General features: G+C 35.3%; 14 protein-coding genes. 1 reads left to right on the forward strand and 13 read right to left on the reverse strand.

Annotated elements, in window-relative coordinates:
* Positions 1-17 precede the first annotated feature (17 nt).
* The 7 genes from NH286_RS06225 to NH286_RS06255 form a co-directional block, all read right to left on the reverse strand.
* The gene (locus tag NH286_RS06225; protein WP_265237637.1) at positions 18-4,316 is read right to left on the reverse strand and encodes a PolC-type DNA polymerase III; all 4,299 of its coding nucleotides are present in this window, start codon (positions 4,314-4,316) and stop codon (positions 18-20) included.
* Complete coding sequence (gene ispG, locus NH286_RS06230; protein ID WP_265237640.1) at positions 4,306-5,364, reverse strand: flavodoxin-dependent (E)-4-hydroxy-3-methylbut-2-enyl-diphosphate synthase; 1,059 nt, start codon at positions 5,362-5,364, stop codon at positions 4,306-4,308. The genes NH286_RS06225 and ispG overlap by 11 nt, the downstream gene beginning before the upstream one ends.
* 12 nt (positions 5,365-5,376) lie before the next feature.
* On the reverse strand, positions 5,377-6,393 hold the full coding sequence (gene rseP, locus NH286_RS06235; RefSeq protein ID WP_321160850.1) for an RIP metalloprotease RseP: 1,017 nt from the start codon (positions 6,391-6,393) through the stop codon (positions 5,377-5,379).
* Between the two features lie 9 nt (positions 6,394-6,402).
* Entirely contained in the window at positions 6,403-7,182 is a 780-nt protein-coding gene (locus NH286_RS06240; RefSeq protein WP_265237644.1) for a phosphatidate cytidylyltransferase, read from the reverse strand.
* A complete protein-coding gene (locus NH286_RS06245; protein WP_265237646.1) occupies positions 7,179-7,874 on the reverse strand; it encodes an isoprenyl transferase in 696 nt (231 codons plus the stop codon). The genes NH286_RS06240 and NH286_RS06245 overlap by 4 nt, the downstream gene beginning before the upstream one ends.
* A gap of 98 nt (positions 7,875-7,972) precedes the next feature.
* Entirely contained in the window at positions 7,973-10,480 is a 2,508-nt protein-coding gene (locus tag NH286_RS06250; RefSeq protein ID WP_265237648.1) for a hypothetical protein, read from the reverse strand.
* Between the two features lie 44 nt (positions 10,481-10,524).
* Positions 10,525-10,866: a hypothetical protein gene (locus NH286_RS06255; RefSeq protein ID WP_106459931.1), complete on the reverse strand. Its 342-nt coding sequence runs from the start codon at positions 10,864-10,866 to the stop codon at positions 10,525-10,527.
* A gap of 115 nt (positions 10,867-10,981) precedes the next feature.
* Between NH286_RS06255 and NH286_RS06260 the strand changes: the two genes are divergently transcribed.
* Positions 10,982-11,869, forward strand: a complete 888-nt coding sequence (locus tag NH286_RS06260) for an ABC transporter ATP-binding protein (RefSeq protein WP_265237651.1) — start codon at positions 10,982-10,984, stop codon at positions 11,867-11,869.
* Between the two features lie 32 nt (positions 11,870-11,901).
* Here the strand turns inward: NH286_RS06260 and NH286_RS06265 are convergent, their stop codons facing one another.
* From NH286_RS06265 to NH286_RS06290, 6 genes are all read right to left on the reverse strand, one after another.
* A complete protein-coding gene (locus tag NH286_RS06265) occupies positions 11,902-13,194 on the reverse strand; it encodes a S41 family peptidase (protein WP_265237653.1) in 1,293 nt (430 codons plus the stop codon).
* A gap of 8 nt (positions 13,195-13,202) precedes the next feature.
* A complete protein-coding gene (locus NH286_RS06270) occupies positions 13,203-14,378 on the reverse strand; it encodes a GspE/PulE family protein (protein ID WP_265213029.1) in 1,176 nt (391 codons plus the stop codon).
* Positions 14,378-15,907, reverse strand: coding sequence for a YifB family Mg chelatase-like AAA ATPase (locus NH286_RS06275; RefSeq protein WP_265237655.1), 1,530 nt, complete (start codon positions 15,905-15,907; stop codon positions 14,378-14,380). Before NH286_RS06275 ends, NH286_RS06270 begins: the two co-directional genes overlap by 1 nt.
* A gap of 70 nt (positions 15,908-15,977) precedes the next feature.
* A complete protein-coding gene (locus NH286_RS06280) occupies positions 15,978-16,895 on the reverse strand; it encodes an RluA family pseudouridine synthase (RefSeq protein WP_265237657.1) in 918 nt (305 codons plus the stop codon).
* 13 nt (positions 16,896-16,908) lie between these two features.
* Positions 16,909-18,180 carry a serine hydrolase gene (locus NH286_RS06285; RefSeq protein ID WP_265237659.1) on the reverse strand — a complete coding sequence of 424 codons (1,272 nt, stop codon included), beginning with the start codon at positions 18,178-18,180 and terminating at the stop codon, positions 16,909-16,911.
* Positions 18,181-18,225: 45 nt separating this feature from the next.
* Entirely contained in the window at positions 18,226-18,675 is a 450-nt protein-coding gene (locus NH286_RS06290) for a hypothetical protein (protein ID WP_106459924.1), read from the reverse strand.
* Between the last annotated feature and the right edge of the window lie 170 nt (positions 18,676-18,845).

Consider the following 18,845-nt stretch of genomic DNA (forward strand, 5'->3'; position numbering starts at 1 on the left):
GGGTCAGCTTTTTTATTTTAGAACAAGCCATCAAATAGGCTCATTTGATTTTCTTCTTGGATACCATCTATGATTCCCAAGTCTTTTAGGCTTTTGATGGCGTTTTTATTTAGGCAAGTTCTAGACCTTAGATCTTCTATTGATATAAAATTGCCCTTTTCACGCTCTTCTACTATGTCCTTTGCCATGGCTTCACTTACATCATCCACTGCCGCAAGTGGTGGTAGAATTGCCCCATCTTCTATCAAGAACTTCCTAGCATCTGACTTGTAGATATCAGCCTTTTTGATTTTTATCTCCCTAGCATGCATCTCTTCAGCTACTTCTAAGACTGTCTTTATGGCATTGTCCCTTTGGGTAAGGTCAAACCTATCCTTGTAGGAATCAAGAGCTAACCTTACAGCATCAAAGCCAGATAGGATTGTCGAATAGGAGAAGTCATTTAGCTTGGAATTAAAATATGAAGCATAAAAGGCTTCTGGGTAATAAACCTTGTAGTAGGCTATCCTATAAGACATCAGACAATAGGCAACGGCGTGGGCCTTTGGGAAAAGATATTTTATCTTTAGGCAAGATTCCACATACCAATCCTTGACCCCATTTTCCTTCATATAGGCAATAGTCTCGTCATCAAGGCCCTTGCCCTTACGGACCCTTTCCATGATTTGGAAGGATTTTTTCTTATCAAGGCCTTCAGTGATTAAGGCATTCATGATATCATCCCTAGTTGAAATTATTTCGTCAAAGGATGCGGTATTTGATTTTACAAGGTCTTGGGCATTGTTAAGCCACACGTCTGTTCCGTGGGAGAGACCAGAAATCCTAGCCATCTCTGAAAATTTCTTAGGATAGGTATCCTTTAACATGCCCCTTACAAAGTTTGTTCCAAACTCAGGTATGCCAAGAGTTCCTATGTCATTATTTGAAAAGTCGTGCTTAATCTTAAGAGGCTCTGTAGATGAAAATATCTTCATGACATTACTATCATCCATCTTTATATTTAAAGGATCTGTATCTGTTAAATCCTGGAGGGCCCTTATAATTGAAGGCACATCGTGACCTAGAAGGTCAAGCTTAAGGAGGGTTTCTTCCATTACTGAATATGGGAAGTGGGTGGTCCTTATATCTCCCCTCGGATCGTCTGCTGGATACTGGATTGGGGTTATATCAAAAACATCTATATCATTTGGCACAACTATAAGGCCGCCCGGGTGCTGGCCAGTTGACCTTTTGACATCCTTTAGCCCCCTCTGAAAGCTTCTAATCTGAGCATTGGTTAGGTTTAGGTTATTTTCTTCCATGTATTTTTTGATATAGCCAAAGGCTGTATTGTCCTGGATTTTGCCAATTGTTCCTGCCCTAAATACATGGCCCCTACCAAAGAGCTCTTCGGTATATTTGTGGATTGTAGGTTGGTATTCACCAGCGAAGTTTAAGTCTATATCTGGTTCCTTATCTCCTTCAAAACCCAAAAATACCTCAAAAGGTATGTTGTGCCCATCTTTTTTCATCTCTGCCCCGCATTCTGGACAAGCTTTATCTGGATAATCTATACCAGAACCCAAGAGGTCTTCTGGGAAAAACTCTGAGTGCTTGCAATTTGGGCACACATAGTGAGGGCAAAGTGGATTTACCTCTGTGATATCAGCCATGGTTGCTGCAAATGATGAACCAACCGATCCCCTAGATCCTACAAGGTAGCCATCGTCATTAGATTTTTTAACTAGCTTTTGGGCTATGATATAAAGGACCGCATATCCATTTGAAATAATGGAGTTAAGCTCTTTTTCAAGCCTTGCCTCGACAATTTCTGGTAGCTTGTCTCCATAGATTGAATGGGCCTTTCTAAAACAAGTTTCCCTAAGCATCTCTTCAGACCCCTCGATTTTTGGAGGGAAGGTGCCAGGTGGAATTGGCCTTAAATCTTCAATCTGATCTGCAATTTTTTTAGGATTTGCGATGACAAGGTCATAAGAAATTTTATCACCCAAATAAGCAAATTCCCTAAGCATCTCATCTGTAGTTCTTAGATAATATAGGGGACGATTTTCCTTATAGAAGAAGAAGGAACCCTTCTTTAGGATATTTCTAAGCTTATAGTCCCTTGGATTTAGGTATCTTACCCCACCGGTTGCTGCTACAAGCTTTTTATCGCGATTTCCATAGGCAATTATCTTTTCATTTATGGACCTTACCTGGTCTTTGGTATCTATTTTCCCACTTTCTATCATGTCTTCATAGATAGATAGGGGTTCAACCTGGTAGAAATCAAAGAGCCCTAGATATTTTTCTATATCCCTGTCAGACCTTTGATTTATTAGATAATCGACAAGGATTCCTTCAGATCCACCAGAGCCTAAAATTAGGCCCTCCCTATATTTTAGTATCGTAGATAAAGGAGTCCTCGCTTCACCATTTGCTATATGGTTCATCCTTGATTCTGAAATTAGTTGGTAGAGATTTTTAAGACCTATCTTATCCTTGGCATAGGCTAAGACTGAATAGGTTTTGTGCTTGGCCTTTGGATAATTAGTCGTTAGAGAATTGATATTTAGAAGGCTTATGCCCTCTTCTTTAGTAATCATCTCAAACATCTTGATAAAAATTTGGGCTGTAGCCCTAGCATCATCGCTTGCCCTGTGGTGGTTAAAAGCTGGGATTTCAAGCTTTCTAGCTATTTTATCTAGGGAGAACTTGCCCATATCATCAAAAAGTGCCCTAGCCATTGGCAAGGTGTCTAGGTAGACTGGGTCAAATTTAAGTCCTAATCTTTGGGCATTGACCCTAATAAATCCAACATCAAAGTCAGTATTTTGACCAACTAGGATTGCATCCCCACAAAATTCTAAAAATCCTGGCAAGACCTCATCTATCTTTGGCTTATCGGCAAGCATGGCATCTGTTATGCCTGTTATCTCTATAATTTTTTCAGGTAACATCCTTTCAGGGTTTATTAGCTGGTTGTAAGTCTCGGTTATTTCTCCATTTTCAACCCTAACTGCACCAATCTCTGTAATGGCATCCCTATATCTTAAAAGACCTGTTGTCTCGATATCAAAGACTACGAAGGATCCTTCTTCAAGCTTTTTAAAATCTGCCGGATCCTTTTCTGATAAATTCGTAAGAATCCTAAGATCATCTTCTACCATCAAAAGCTCTGCACCTGGCAAAACCTTGATACCTTTTGATTTATACTTGTCATAGATATTTGGTAGGACTTGGAGATTTTCTGTATCGGTTATACCTATTGTATCCCAGCCCCAGTCTGTAAGAGTGCCTAAAAGGTCTCCATCATCCACAAAACCATCGAGGTTGGTATATTTGGTGTGAAGCTGGAGCTCAAAACGCTTGTCAGCTGCTAGGTCAACTTTCTTACCAATCAGAGCCTCCCTTACAGAATTAATGGTAAAGACATCTTCCTTGGCAAAGTCATCAAAGTTAAGAGTTCCTTCAACCTGGACTGCCATCCCATCCTTAAGGCCTTCTAGCTTATAATTGTTATTTTTATTGGCAAAAATCTTACAAGATATAGCATCAGTCTTATCTTCAAGGTCAAAGGTGTAGATGAAATATCCATTTTTAGTCTCAAAGCATGAAAGACCAAAGATCCTTCCTATTAGGCCATTTGCCATGCCCTTTTTATCATAGAGATCTTCTATATTTATAGGATCTAACTTTTGTTTTCTACCAAAATTTAGACCATCCTCTGCTGGCTTTTGATTTTGGATTTTTTCCTTGGCCGAGTTTTGGATAGAAATTGCATTGGCAATTTGCCTTTGGAGCTTGGCTTCCTTAGCTTTTTTTAGGTCTTCTGCCGAGTCTTGTTCATTAGGATTTTCTTCCTTTTGAGGAATTTCTTCCGTTTCAGTTTTTTCTTCTTGAGAAAAACTTTCTTCCTTATTTGACTTGCAAGGCTCATTTTCTACTTTTTCAGGTCCTCGGTCAATATTTTGAAAATCATCACTTGTCACATCATCCTTACTAGGCTTTAAGTCTTCATCAGGAGGTATATCCATATAGTCAATTTCTTCTTCAAAATCATCCGCAAACGAATCGTAATTATCCCCTAAATTTTCAGGAAGATCTTCATTTATATTTTCTAATTCATGGGGCTCTTCTATCTCTATTTTTTTATAGCTTATAGAAAGGTCCATGTCAGAAAAATATTCTCTTAGGTCTTCCTCTTTGTTGCTTAAAAGTGGGTCTTCGCTTTCTATCAAAAGGTGGAGCCTATTTTCTTTTTTGTAATAGGTCGCTTCAATTATATAAAAAATTTCTTTTTCAACTTTTATTAAAGAGCCCAGGTCAATTCTCATCTTGCTTTTCTTTCAAAACTTCTATTAGGGTATCGACTATTTCTTCTTCCTTTACTTTCTTGATGGTCTTTCCATCTTTAAACAAGAATCCCATGCCATTTGCTGCAGAAATTCCATAGTCAGCTTCCTTTGATTCTCCAGGTCCATTTACTGGACAACCCATGATTGCAACCTTAGCATTTACCTTAAGGCCCTTTGATTTTTCTTCAACTTCTGCAACAATATTTGGAAGGTCTACGGTAGTTCTTGAGCAAGTTGGACAAGATACTATATCAAGCCCATCTCGCCTTAGGCCTAGGGCCTTAAGAATTGCCTTGCCAGCCTTAACTTCTTCTACAATATCACCTGTGATTGAAACCCTAAGCGTATCGCCAATCCCATCTTTTAATAAAGAACCTATACCAATTGATGATTTGACAAGGGCTTGATAAAGAGGTCCTGCCTCTGTTACTCCTAGGTGAAGTGGGTAGTCAACCTTTGAAGATAAGAGCCTATAGGCATCTATCATGGTATTTACATCAGATGATTTTACAGATATTTTTATATCGTGGAAATCCATCTCTTCAAGGATTTTAACCTCTTCAAGGGCACTTGCCACAAGGGAATCCTTATTAACTCCCCCAAAGCGATCGACAATTTCTCTTGAAACAGAACCTGAGTTTACCCCAATCCTTATTGGGATTGAGCGTTTCTTGCATTCTTCAACTAAAAGAGCTACCTTATCCTTACCTCCAATATTGCCTGGATTATATCTTAGGCAATCACAGCCATTTTCTACAGCTGCTAGAGCAAGCTTGTAATCAAATTGTATATCTGCTACAAAAGGAATATTTGTTGCTTCCTTAATTTTTCTGATGGCCTTAGCATCTTCTATGGTATTGATGGCTGAGCGAGATATATCGCATCCTTCAGCCTCAAGGGCCCTGATTTGCTTTACTACTGCATCTACATCGGATGTTTTTGCTGTTGTCATTGATTGGATAGAAATAGGAGAGTCGCCTCCAATAGCAACATCTCCTACAAAAATTTTCCTAGTTTGTCTTCTCATTTTGCCTTCCTTTTAAAATAAATTAATTATATCTTTTATGCTTACCAAAATTATAAGTCCCATTAGGAGGATAAATCCAACTATGGTGATTCTCTCTTCGATTTTTTTGTTTATTTTCTTGCCTGTCAATATCTCTATCCCACTTGTCAAAAGCTTTGACCCGTCAAGGGCTGGTATTGGAAGTAGGTTAAAAACTGCTAGGTTAACAGAAATATAACCTAAAAAGTATAAGAGATTGGCAAGGCCGTTATTGGCTTGGTTGCCCATTTCCTTTAGGACTCCAATTGGACCTGATAGGGCTCCTAGGGCAATTTTTCCTGTAAATAGTCTACCAAGAACTGTAAAAATCATCTTGATATTTTTCCAAGTTTCACTAAAACCAAGGCCTATCGCTTCAAAAAATCCTGGCCTCTTTCTTGCTGGCATTATACCAATATAGGCAGAATCATCTTTGACTTCTACCTTCAAATCTACAGCTGTAAGACTATCTGAACTTTCCCTATAATACTGAACTGTGATAGGCTTATCATAATCCTTATCCTTATAAAATTCAGCAATTCCTGCGGAAATATCAGTAAAATCTTTGATATCCTTATCTCCAACTTTTCTTATCTGATCTCCTACTTCCATGCCTGCTTCTTTAGCTGGTGAATTTTCTGTGAAATCCCCTATTGAAGTAGTAATTATCCCTGCCATAAGGCCCACAGTCATAAAGACTAGGATAGCTATAATAAGGTTAGCTACAGGGCCAGCTAGGATTGTAAGAAATCTCTTAGAAGCTGGTGCCCTATCAAAAGATCTAGGGTCTGGCGATTCTTCATCCTCACCTTCCATGGCACAGTAGCCGCCAATTGGGATTAGCCTTAAAGAATAAAGGGTCTCTCCCTTTTCTTTAGAAAAAATAAGGGGCCCCATGCCCACTGCAAACTCATTTACCTTGATTCCAGAAAGCTTGGCCACAAGGAAGTGACCAAACTCGTGAAATACAATTAGTAGCAAAAATAGTACTACCGCTATTAATATTCTCATCAATTCTCCTTAAATCCTAGAAAAAAGATAAAGGACAGGGGCAATAAACATGATAGAATCAAACCTATCAAGGATGCCACCATGGCCTGGTATTAGGTTACCAAAATCTTTAATTCCAGTTTGTCTTTTAATATAAGATGCAATCAAGTCCCCTATTTGTGACATAATCGCAGCAATAATTGTAAAAATAACTATCTCTCTAACATAAGTGTCAAGGCCAAATTCATGGCAATAGACAATATTTAAAATCGTAGCTCCAACAATTCCTCCAATTGACCCTTCAATAGTCTTATTTGGGCTAATGTGAGCCATCCATTCCATCTTGTGTTTACCAAATATGCTGCCAACAAGATAGGCAAAGGTATCAGATCCCCAAGCTGTAATATATAGCATCCACACATAGGACACATTCTTTATCCTTAGGATGTGAGAGATCAAAAATGATACATAGAGCATGACAAAGGCTGCAGCAAAGCCATCATAAAGGCTGTAGTGGCCAGTTAGGATGATGTACATAAATAAATACAAAACCGAAACCACAATCGAAGCTATATAAATATCAGAATTATTTATAAAGGCAGCAAGCATGATTATTCCATTTGTAAAATAAAGGCACTTCATAGGTAGGCGAAGTTTAATTTTACTAAGGGCCTTATCCATCTCATGAAGGGCTATATAAGAAAAAGCTGCCACCCCAAGAGCAAGGGGAATCCTGCCCAAATAAGTTATTAAAATCAAAAGTGTTAAAATTACAGCACCACCAAAGGCCCTGTTTAAAAACTTAATCATAAGCCACCATATCTTCTATCTCTTCTAGTAAATTCAAGGATTGCCTCCCTTAAATCATCCTCAGTAAAATCTGGCCACAAAACATCTGTAAAATAAAGCTCTGTATAAGCCATCTGATAGATTAGAAAATTAGAAAGCCTAAGCTCACCGCCAGGTCTAATCAAAAGGTCTGGGTCAGATTGACCTGATGTATATAAATTATCAGAAATCATCTCTTCTGTAATATCATCAGGACCATATCCCTTGGCCATAATTTCTCTAAATGCATGGACAAGCTCATCCCTACCCCCATAATTAAGGGCAATATTTATAAGCAGAGACTTGTTATCCTTGGTTTTATCCAAGGCATAAAGGCAAGCTTCTCTTGTTTTTTCTGGAAGCTTAGAAATATCTCCCAAGAAATTAAGCTTACAATCTTCTGCAATAAGTTCATCAAGTTTGGATTTTACAAATTTAATAAGCAAATCCATCAAAAATCCGACCTCACTAGCGGGTCTTTTCCAATTTTCTGTAGAAAATGCATAAAGAGTCAAAGTCTTAATGCCAAACTTCTTGGCAGACCTTGCAATCCTAATCACATTTTCCGCACCTTCCTTATGGCCGAAGGTCCTAGGCCTATTTTGTTTCTTAGCCCATCTTCCATTGCCATCAAGAATGATAGCAAGATGGGATGGTATTTTTAATTCAGTCATAAGTCCTCTCTTAAATTTCTTTAGACATTATACTCAAAGACTGGCTAATTTTCTATAAAAAATAAGGGCAGCCTTATATAAAAGCTGCCAACTTATTATCAAATTATCCTTGCTAATTTCCTTCCTATTACATAGATTAAAACTCCCAACAAAATAAGGTAAATCGATCCTATATAGCTATCAAAATGAATTATACCATATTTTACACTTAGGCTGCCATCAACAATTTCTTCAGCTAAGAAATAAGTTAGAGGATTTAAATATGAATAGGACCTAAACAAGTATAAAATTAAAAACATCACAAAAATTATAAAAGCTAGGGCTATATAGGTTTTAAACATATCTTTAACAATAAGGCTTAGCAATTGAACAAGACTTAGCAAAAACATTAGCAAAGATAGGCTTAAGATCATCGTATCTAATAGGTATCTACCAAGAGAAATATAGGTAAAATCCTTTGAATAGTCTATGGCAAGATTTGGATTAGCTACCCTTCCTAAATATTTTAAAATAGGAAAATTTAAAGTTTTCCTAGGGTCATTCAAAATCCCCATAATTACAATCACAAGGCTTGTCACTAGTAAAAATTTAAGGCAAAAAGAAAGGCTTGCTAGAAACTTTTTATCATAGACTTTTCTTAAATCAAGAGGCTGGGTCCTTAATAAATCATAGGAATTTTCATTTATAAATTCATACTTATAAGCCCCTCCATAGATAAATACGCATATCATTATAAGAAGGATAGGAAGTTTATATTCATTTATAAGCTTTAAAAATAAGATAAAGGAAGAAGTATCCTTAGGTATCTGAGCCTTTATAGCAGCATCCAAAACCCTTTTATCTTTTAACTTATCATAATAAGTGAGGCTCCTATCATAAATTAAATTCATAGGCTTGATATCTCTACTTATTAGCTCTTTTCTGAAACTATGGCTGGCTTGTTTTGAAAACTCAGATATCTTTCCATTTATCAAATTTCCCTCAGAAACCTTAAAGTGCTCATCAGTAAGATTTGGGTTTAATTCATCACCAAGACTTTCAGCAAATAAGCTAGCTTTTGACAAAATTTTATAAAAATTTTCCGAATCAGAAGCTTCCTTTAGCTTATCCAAGTCATTAAGCTTATCCATATAGGCCTCTGCCTTAGAAGCTATGTTGGGATCCTCACCTTTATCACTTGTATTAGAGTTTTCAATAAAATTTGCCCCATCTCTTATCATGGCAATCTTCATAAAGGTATTTTTATAAGCATAAAAATCTTTGCTTGTCATTTTTGACCTTAGATTTATAGAGAAAATTAGTAATATAAGTGCGATAAGAGTGAAGCTTAGGCCTGTATTTTTGCTAAAAGATTTTATTTTAAGTTTTTCAAAAGAAAGTAAATCCTTAACCTTTATTCTTTCTTTTTTAATTTTGTTTCTACCAATCTTTCCCTTAGCAAATTTTATAAAACCATAAGCAATTATCAAAAATAATATCCCGAAAATTAGATAAATTCCTATAAGGCTTAATTTAAAACTTGGGCTTTGGTAAGAAAAATCGACCCTTCCTTTTATATTCCCCATTAATTTTTTGCTGCCGAGAATAAAATCATAATAGGAAAAATAAAATGGATTATAGATATTCTGTAATTTTTCAGCAAATTCAGTCAAAGCACCCAAAATTCCACTAATAAATACCGCAGTTTCTAGGAAAATATTGGTATTTTTAAAAATGAGTCCCAGGCTTATAAAGGCACTACTAAAGAAAAACACTCTTGCCATAAAGATAAGAAAAGTTTTCCATAGAAATCCAGCAAAAACAACCTGGTTTTGATTTTCCCCAAAACTTCCTATTGGTAAGGTAAAAATCCAATCATAATCCCCCTTGATTTTACCTATTAAAAATGATGTTAGTACAATTGTAAGAAAATATATAAAAGCTAGAAAAAGTCCTAAGCTAAGCTTATCAAGCAAAATCCAAATCCTTTTCTTGATAGAAGTTAATTTTAAAAAGGCCTGACCATTTTCATAATCCCTACTAAGGCTTGCACCTACAAATAGGCTTATTAACAGGACAGGAACTAAGCCGAAATATATTTTGATATTAGAATAAAAAATATTTTGACTTGACTTTCTTATATTTTTTATAAATGAATCTGGACTTAAGTCTTTATTTTCAATATTTTTATAAAAATCCCTTAAGAATATTAATCTTTGCTCATTTAGAGGGCTTGTCTTAAGCTTATACTTATCAATAAAATTTAAGATATCCTCGAAAAATGATGCTCTCATAATAGGAGGATTTTCCCCTAGATATTCATCACTTGAAAGAACCATTTCATCATAATCAATTTGGCCAACAATCTTTTGGTAATCTTTATTAAAATCATCTGTCACTCCTTGCCAAACCGTAGTGGGTGGATAGGTATCAGAAAGTTTAAAGCAAAGATTATTATCCTTTTCTAATACCCTGTCAAGTACATTCACATCTTCCAAACCGTCAATTAAAAAATAATCAATATCTGCTTTTTTGATAAAAGAGATAAAAAGGGCAAAGATAAGACTAGCAAGGATAAAAATAAGGAAAATTTTATTTTTTATTAGCTTTTTAAATTCAAATTTCATAATTTTTCCTTCCTATATTAGAAAAGTCTATGCCCTTAATCTAACTATCTATCAACGGTCAAATTCATTACATCATTCTTTGGGTAAGCATTTACATAGCCGCCATATACAAATAACCCTAATCCACTGCTCTCCTCTATACCAATAAAGCTTTCATAGTAAAGCCAGCCTTCATAAAGATAGTTTCCTTCAAGTTTTTTATAATAGACTTTATCAGGAGCCATACGTGTCATTGCTCTAACTATTTTTGACCTATAAGCTTTTTCAGCTTTATAACCTGTTGTAAATTCTGTATCTTTTTTAACTTCAGTTTCAGCATTAACATTTACTAAAGGTAATAATGCAAACATTAGTACAATCATTATTATTTTTCTTATTTTATTCATAATCTCTCCTAATTGTGTAGGGCATAGACCTATCTACGAGATAAATATTGACAAAAGATAATAATACGATATATTATTACTATACTAACGTATTAGGATTTGTAAAGGAGGGTTTATGATCCTATCTATTAAAAATTTAGAAAAATCTTATGGCAAAAACAAGGTTTTAAAAAACATTTCTTTTGATTTAGAAAAGCCTACAATCCTAGGCCTAGTAGGTCCAAATGGCGCAGGTAAGTCTACCCTCATAAATTGTATAGGAAACCTTATACCATATAAGGGGAAGATAAATATTTTTGGCATTTCCAATAAAAAGCCTGATGTTTTTCAAAAAATGTCAATCCTTAAAGATAATACGATACTATATCCCTATCTGACTGGTCTTGACCATCTGAAATTTATAAAAGAAAGCCATAAGCTTGATGAAAATAGAATTTCCTATGTGATTGATTTTTTAGATATTGGCTCTTATATCGACAAGCAAGTTGCCTCCTATTCTCTAGGTATGAAACAACACCTCCTCCTTGCCATGGCTATAATGCCGGATGCTGACCTTATTATAATGGATGAACCTCTTAATGGCCTAGACCCTACAAGCATCCTAAAAACAAGACATATTATTACAGACCTTCATAAAAATGGTAAGACCCTAATAATATCATCACACTCTCTACTAGAAATAGACCAGGTTACAAATGATATCCTCTTTATAAAAGATGGTGGACTTATTTATGAAAATATTAATGATTTTAAGAAATTAAAAGTATTGTTAGGATTTAAAAATCATGAAAATCTTACAGTCTTTAAAAACATCTTGGAAAGGAATGAAAAATTCAAATTTGTGGAAAATCCTGAAAGAAGTATTCTTGAAATAAATATGGCAGAAGATAAGTATATAGATTTTATGAATATCCTTACAAGGTCAAATCTTGAAATAAACAAATTTCAAACAAGTAAGCTGGGTGCTGAGGATAGGTACAAGGAAATTTTTGCCATAAAGTAAAAAAAGCCCACAGACTATTTTAATTTTGTGGGCTAATTTTTTTGAGCTTCTATTTCTATCACTTTTTTGACGCACCCATCATTAGAAGGAATTTCTGATTGATCTTTTTTAGGAATATCTATATCTGGGATGGTGTAGGTTGATTCTTCCATCGATTCTGTTTCCCTAAAGCCAAGCTCGTGGGAGAATCTTAGGATGTATTTAGTGTTTGGGAGTTTTACCATGGCTGGTGTTGTCCCTATACCATCTCCTCCTGTCTTTTCCCCTATAATTGTTCCTAGCTTATTATCCCTAAAAAAGTGGGCTGCTATTTGGCCTGATGAATAAACATCTTCATCTATCAAAAGATAGAGATTGCCATTAAATTTATATTCATCTCCAAATTCGCCAGCATTTTCAAGACCCGGATTAAAGATTATGTGGGTGTAATTTTTTCTGATATTATCTATCATCTTCTTATCTTTCTTAAGAAAAGGAATATTATCTTCTAAATATTTAAAATCTGACTCCTTAATTTTCTTTATGGAATCCTTTAATTCCGGATATTGGGGATCATACTTAAAGACCTCATCTGACCTAAATAGGATATACTCATGGCTATCTTTAAAATCTCTTTTCCCTAAAATCATCGGATACAAATAGCTATCTGTATAAGCAGAATTGCCCCCACCATTGCCTCTAAGATCAATAATTAAAGCCTTTTTATTTTTTGATTTTTTTAAGTAAGTTTTCAAAAGCTCCAAATCCTCCTCAAAATCAGCTGTACCTGGGTCAATCATTGCCCTAATTTTTAAGTAGGCTATGTCCTTATTTATGTCTTGGGTAATTAGATTTTTTGTAGCAGCCCTAGATTCTTTAAAAACTTTATCGAAGAAACGTGATATTTTTGTCCCAAACAAATAATTTATCAAATCAACATTTACTTTTCCTTCTGCCTCCTTATTGGATAAGACAAAGGTCGCTTTCATGTCATAAGATTCTTCACTATCTAATAGATTGGTATGACCATCACCCAAGTCTTCTAAAATCTTATTCATCCTGTCAAAAAATTCCCTATCGGTACTTATGTTTTCTATTTCTTTCTTATAGTCACTTCGCCTTTCCAAAAAATCATAGGTTCCATTTCTATAAAAAAGGGCATAGTAGTTTTCTAAGGTGTCAAAAGCATAATCAAAGTCATTTTCAAAAGGACTTTGGTCTTTAGAATAATATTTAGCATCAACTTCATAATCAAAATGAATTTCTTTACTTCTTAATAAGAAAGATAGGGAAATTCCTATTATTATTGAAGCCAAAAGGCCCATAATTATTTTTAATTTTTTCATATTTTCCCTCAATAATCAAGGACGGATAACACTTCCTCAAAAGAAGTATCACCTTCCATTACTTGGATTAGGCCATTTGTTATCATAGGTCTAAACTTTTCTTTTTTTAGCTTATCCTTTAGTTCCTTTGATTCTAGGCCGTAGTTTTTAAGTATTTCTTTGAATTCATCATCTATTAGGATTACTTCTTCTACTGCCTGGCGTTCTATATAGCCTTTTTTGCATTTTAGGCAGCCTACAGGTCTGTAGATTTTTTTATTTCTATCCACCCTTAGGTATTTGCTTACTAGTTCATATTCGAAGTCTGTCATGGTGTCGGATTTTTTGCAGGTGCATAATTTTCTGACTAGCCTTTGGCTGGCCAGTGCATTTATGGCCGATCTTATGAGAAATTCCTCTACTCCTAAGTCTTTTAGTCTTACTAAGGCTGAGAGGGCATCAGTCGTGTGAGTTGTGCTCACGACTAAATGACCAGTTATGGCCGCCCTTATAGCTATGGCTGCTGTCTCCTTATCTCTTATCTCGCCTATCATTATTATGTCCGGATCTTGGCGGAGGATAGCTCTCAAAATTTTGGGATAGGTTAAGCCGATTTTTTCCTTTACTGATATTTGATTTATATTTTCTATCTTATATTCAACTGGGTCTTCAATTGAAACTATGTTTACTTCCTCTGTATTTAGGCTTTCTAGTAGGCCGTAGAGGGAGGTGGACTTGCCTGAGCCTGTTGGCCCGCTTATTAGGACCATGCCGCTTTTTTTACTAATTGCCTTTTGTAATTTTTCCTTAGAATTATCAGAAAAGCCTAGAAGCCTTGCCCTATTTTTAAATCTTTCTAAGGAAAGGATTCTTAGGACTAACTTTTCACCATTGACTGTGGCAAGGGTTGATATCCTAAAGTCGATGTTTTCAAAATTCTCTAGCTTTAATGCCCCATCTTGTGGGAGACGTTTTTCTGAAATATCCATCTTGGCTTCCACTTTTATTTTTGATATAAGCATTTCGGCATTTGTCTTATTAATCCTCATTATATCAAACAAAATCCCATCTATCCTTAATCTAATCTTGCCATAAGTTTCTTCTTGTTGGATATGGATATCAGATGCATTTTCCCTTATAGCATGGCTTAATAAATCGTTGATAAAGCCATCTATATCGGATAAAATCTTTCTTTGGTCAGGCATTATACGCTCCAATACTTATCATCCAAGGACCTGTATCTAATGGCTTCTAAGAGGTGCTTTTGGGTGATTTCTGGGCTTGCTTCAAGATCTGCTATTGTTCTAGCCATCTTAAGAATTTTGTTATAGCTTCTTACCGAAAAATTATATTTGTTAAAGGCCACTTGACCGATTTTTTCAACGTCTGGACTTAGTTTGATATATTTTTTCATCTGTCTGGTTGAAAGCAGGGCGTTGGTCTTTATTTTTTCGTCCTTGTATCGAGCACTTTGAATTTCCCTTGCCCTTACCACCTCACTTTTTAACTCAGCTGATGATTTGGACTTAGTATCTCCCCTTAGATCATCGTATTTGACAGGTTTTATCTCTATGTGGATGTCGATCCTATCTAAGATTGGGGAAGAAATCTTATTTAAATATCTTCTAATCTCATTGATGGAGCAAGTGCATTCCTTAAGTGGATTGCCATAATTGCCGCATGGACATGGGTTCATGGCTGCAATTAGGATAAAATCTGAAGGATATTTGACACTAGCCTGGGCGCGGGCCACGTTTATTTCCTTGTTTTCTAGGGGTTCTCTCAAAGCTTCGATAACATTTTTCTGGTATTCTGGAAACTCATCCAAAAACAAAACTCCCCTATGGGCTAGGGTTATCTCACCAGGCTTTGGCACCGAATGGCCGCCACCTATGAGGGCTACCTGGCTTGATGAGTGGTGGGGTGCCCTAAAAGGTCTTTCATTTACAAGATGACCGCTATCAAGAAGTCCCATTATAGAATAAATTTTTGTAACCTCCACCCTTTCTTCAAAGCTCATATCTGGAAGAATTGTTGGTAAATGCTTGGCTGAGAAGGTCTTTCCAGATCCTGGAGCTCCTATCATGAGTAGGTTATGGCCTCCAGCAGCTGCTATTTGGAGGGCACGTTTGAGATTTTCCTGGCCCTTAAGATCCTTAAAATCATAGTCATAGGATACCTTATCTTCAAGCAGGGCTGGATTTATCTTATAGGGACTTTTGCTAATATCTCCATTTAGAAAGCCGACAATTTCTTCTAACTTCATAAAAGGATAGACTTCTATATCAGAGATAATGGCACATTCATCCTTATTTTCGTAAGGAATTATAAATTTATTAAAGCCCTTTTCTCTCATAGAAATAACCATGGCAAGAGCTCCCCTAATTGGCATAATTCTCCCATCTAGAGAAAGTTCTCCAAGAAAGATAAGGTCATCATTTATCCTTTCAATGATGCCCATAGAGCTTAGGAGGGAAATGGCAATAGGCAAATCTAGTTGTGTGCCTTCCTTTTTTAAGTCAGCTGGTGATAAATTTATGGTAATCCTTCCAGCTGGAAATTTGTAGCCGGAATTTATTAGGGCAACCCTGACCCTATCCTTGGCTTCATTTATCGATGAATCTGGCAGGCCGACTATATTAAATTTTGGCAAGCCGCTTGTTATATCGCTTTCAACCTCCACCAATCTCCCTTCAAGGCCAATTAGTGAAGTTGTATTAGTTTTTGAATACATATTAACCCCCTGTCTTATATAATTATATCATAAAATTTAAGACTTTTAAGCATTTAAAAAAGCTGAGCTTTCACTCAACTTTTATCTTCTCTTCATCAAGGCCTAAAATATTTAGATACTTCATAAATTCTTCTGGTGGCCTTTGCTTAAATTCTAATTTTTCTCCATTTTTATCTTCAAAGGCAAGGTAGGTGCAGTGAAGAAGTGGATGGTCTAGGTTAAATTTGTGCTTGAAATTGCCATAGACTGGATCTCCTAGGAGGGGATGGTTGATATCTGTCATATGGACCCTTATTTGATGGGTCCTGCCTGTTATTATATGAACCCTAACTAGGGAAAATCCCTCGACTTCGCTTAGGACCTCATATTCAGATATGGCTTTTCTCCCTAAATTTAAAACCGCCATCTTTCTCCTATTGTGGGGGTCTCTGCCCATAAAATTTTCTATCCTGGCTGATTTTTCCCTAAAATTGCCAAAGACTATAGCCAAATATTCCTTTCTGACCTTTCTAGTCTCGAAAAGATTTTTAAGGTAGCGGTAGGAGTCGTTATTTTTGGCAATTACCATAAGTCCAGTCGTATCCTTATCAAGCCTGTGAACAATGCCTGGCCTATCTTCGCCACCTATGTGGGAGAGGTTTTCATAGCCATACTTAAAAAGCAAGGCGTTTACAAGGGTTCCAGTCACAATTGATCCTGCCGGATGGACTATGAGATTTTTTTGCTTATTAATGACTGCAAAGTCATCATTTTCATAGACCACATCTAGGGGGATGTCTTCTGCTATTAATTCAGGTACTTCAAATAGGCTATCGTCGATAAAGATTTCATCGCCCTCTTTTAGCTTGAAAGATGGTTTTATTTGATTTTCATTTACTAGTATAAGCTTATCCTTGATAAAGTCTTTTATCTTCTCCCTTGGTATTTCATCAAGTTCGTCGGATATATACTTATCTACTCTTATCGTATCATCTGCAATTAATATCATGTTTATTTCTTTTCTATAGGATTTTTTTGGCTTTTTCTACCATTTCTTCTGAGTTTTTGATATTAGCCAATAACTTTGACCTAATATCAAGACTTGCCCTTGGAGATTTTTCTAGAAGAGTCTTTGCAGCTTCTAGGCTCCTGTTGTTGTTATAAAAGGCTAAGGCAAGGCTGGTATTTATTTGGCTAATATCTTCCTTGTCTGTATAAATAAGTCTTATGAGGTTAAGGGTCCTATCATCCTTACTTTCTATTTTATTTTTTGTAAGCTTGGCGAGGCTATCACTTGCTCTTATTACTAAATATTCTGATTTCTTGTTTGATCTTTCTAAATTTTCTCTAATATTATCAACAGAATTTGTCTTTAATAAAAGGCTTGCTGCATCATAACTTATCTGATTTTTATAAATTGCATAGGCAAGTTTCTTCTCTGTCGTATCCATCCTAGAAATCTCTGCTCTTTCTTTATGCTCCTTAAGAAGAGTCATATCCTTATCATAATTAACGAAGGCCTCTGTTATTTCTAAACCTAAGTTATTTATGAGCTTTATTTGCATATCACGACCAAGATTTGCCCTATCTTCTGTCAACAGGCTTATGATAAAGCTAGATTTGACAGTATTTATAAGGGCTAAGTCATTTTCAATATTTTTTAGCTCGCCTGTTTTGTTTAGGCAATATAAGCTTGGATTTATATCTTTTAAAAGCTTTACTCTTTTTGATGATGAATCTTCCATTGATTTTATCATATCTTTAGATATTTCATCATTTGACTTATAAATTTCAATGAGTCCCTTAGTTAGGTCCTTAGAGTTTGTTATATTTTCATCTCCTTGGCCAAGCATTAGCCTATTAAGCCTAGTTTTATCTGACAAAGTATATTTAAAAATCGCTCTATTTATCCTATCAAAACCTAATTTTTCTATGAGGCGGTTTGTTGCATCATTATCTGAATTTCTTAAGGCTAGGTCAAGGTCTTCTTTTATATCATCAGTATAAGAAAAATCTCCATCATATATGGCATCTCTCATGGCAAGACCTATGAAAATTTTTATAGTCGATGCTGATGGAAGATAAGGCGTATCAGCATTTGACATCCTTATATCAACATCACTTTCTCCACCGATTGATTTTATATTTATGTCATAAGTAAGCTTTCCATCAATGTTTTTATATATTGCATCGTAAATGTCATTTTTTAAAGTATTTTCATCTGCAAAGGCCCTTGTCCCAAAACTTATAAAAAGTCCCAGTATTAGTAGACTTAGTTTTAAAATCTTTTTCATATATTCTCCTTATTACTAATCTTATCACATTATGCTTATCAAAGTCTAGATAGTGAAAATAATTAGGAAGCCCTTATTAGTCTTTGGAGAATAAAAATATAATTTTTCTTCACTCATTAGATCTAGGTCCATATAATAAATATCGTAATTTTGCCTAAATTTCTCAAGGTCATTGAGGATATGGTGGTCAGGATTTTCTCTTTTTATAAGGTCAGTGAGATTTTCATAGCGTTTTTCAAAAAATTCATTAACTTCCTTAAAATCTTTTATATCATCTGCATCTTTTAGGCTAAAGGAATATACATCCTCCCTATCATTTCCAAAGCCACGCTCACTATAATATTCTAACTTATAAGAAGACAACCTATCTCCTATTTCTTTTAGGTCTTTAAGCTGAGAATTTTCCCTAAGTATATTTAAAGCTAGGTTGAAAATCGCAATTAGACCAATGATGCTTATAAATATTATTATAAAAATTTTAAGTGATTTTTTCATTGCCTATCCCTTCTTTTAAGATAACTTTATCGTAAATAAGCAAAAAAACCTGCTAACAAAAGTCAAGTAGAAAAGCAAATTAATTTTACTTTTCTCCTTGTTAATTAGAGTTTAAATTTGAGCATGGCAAATAAGCCGGTTACAATCGGCTTGTTTTAGCTATTGTTGTT

Source organism: Anaerococcus sp. NML200574 (assembly GCF_026131665.1).
GTDB classification, from domain to species: Bacteria; Bacillota; Clostridia; order Tissierellales; family Peptoniphilaceae; genus Anaerococcus; species Anaerococcus kampingae.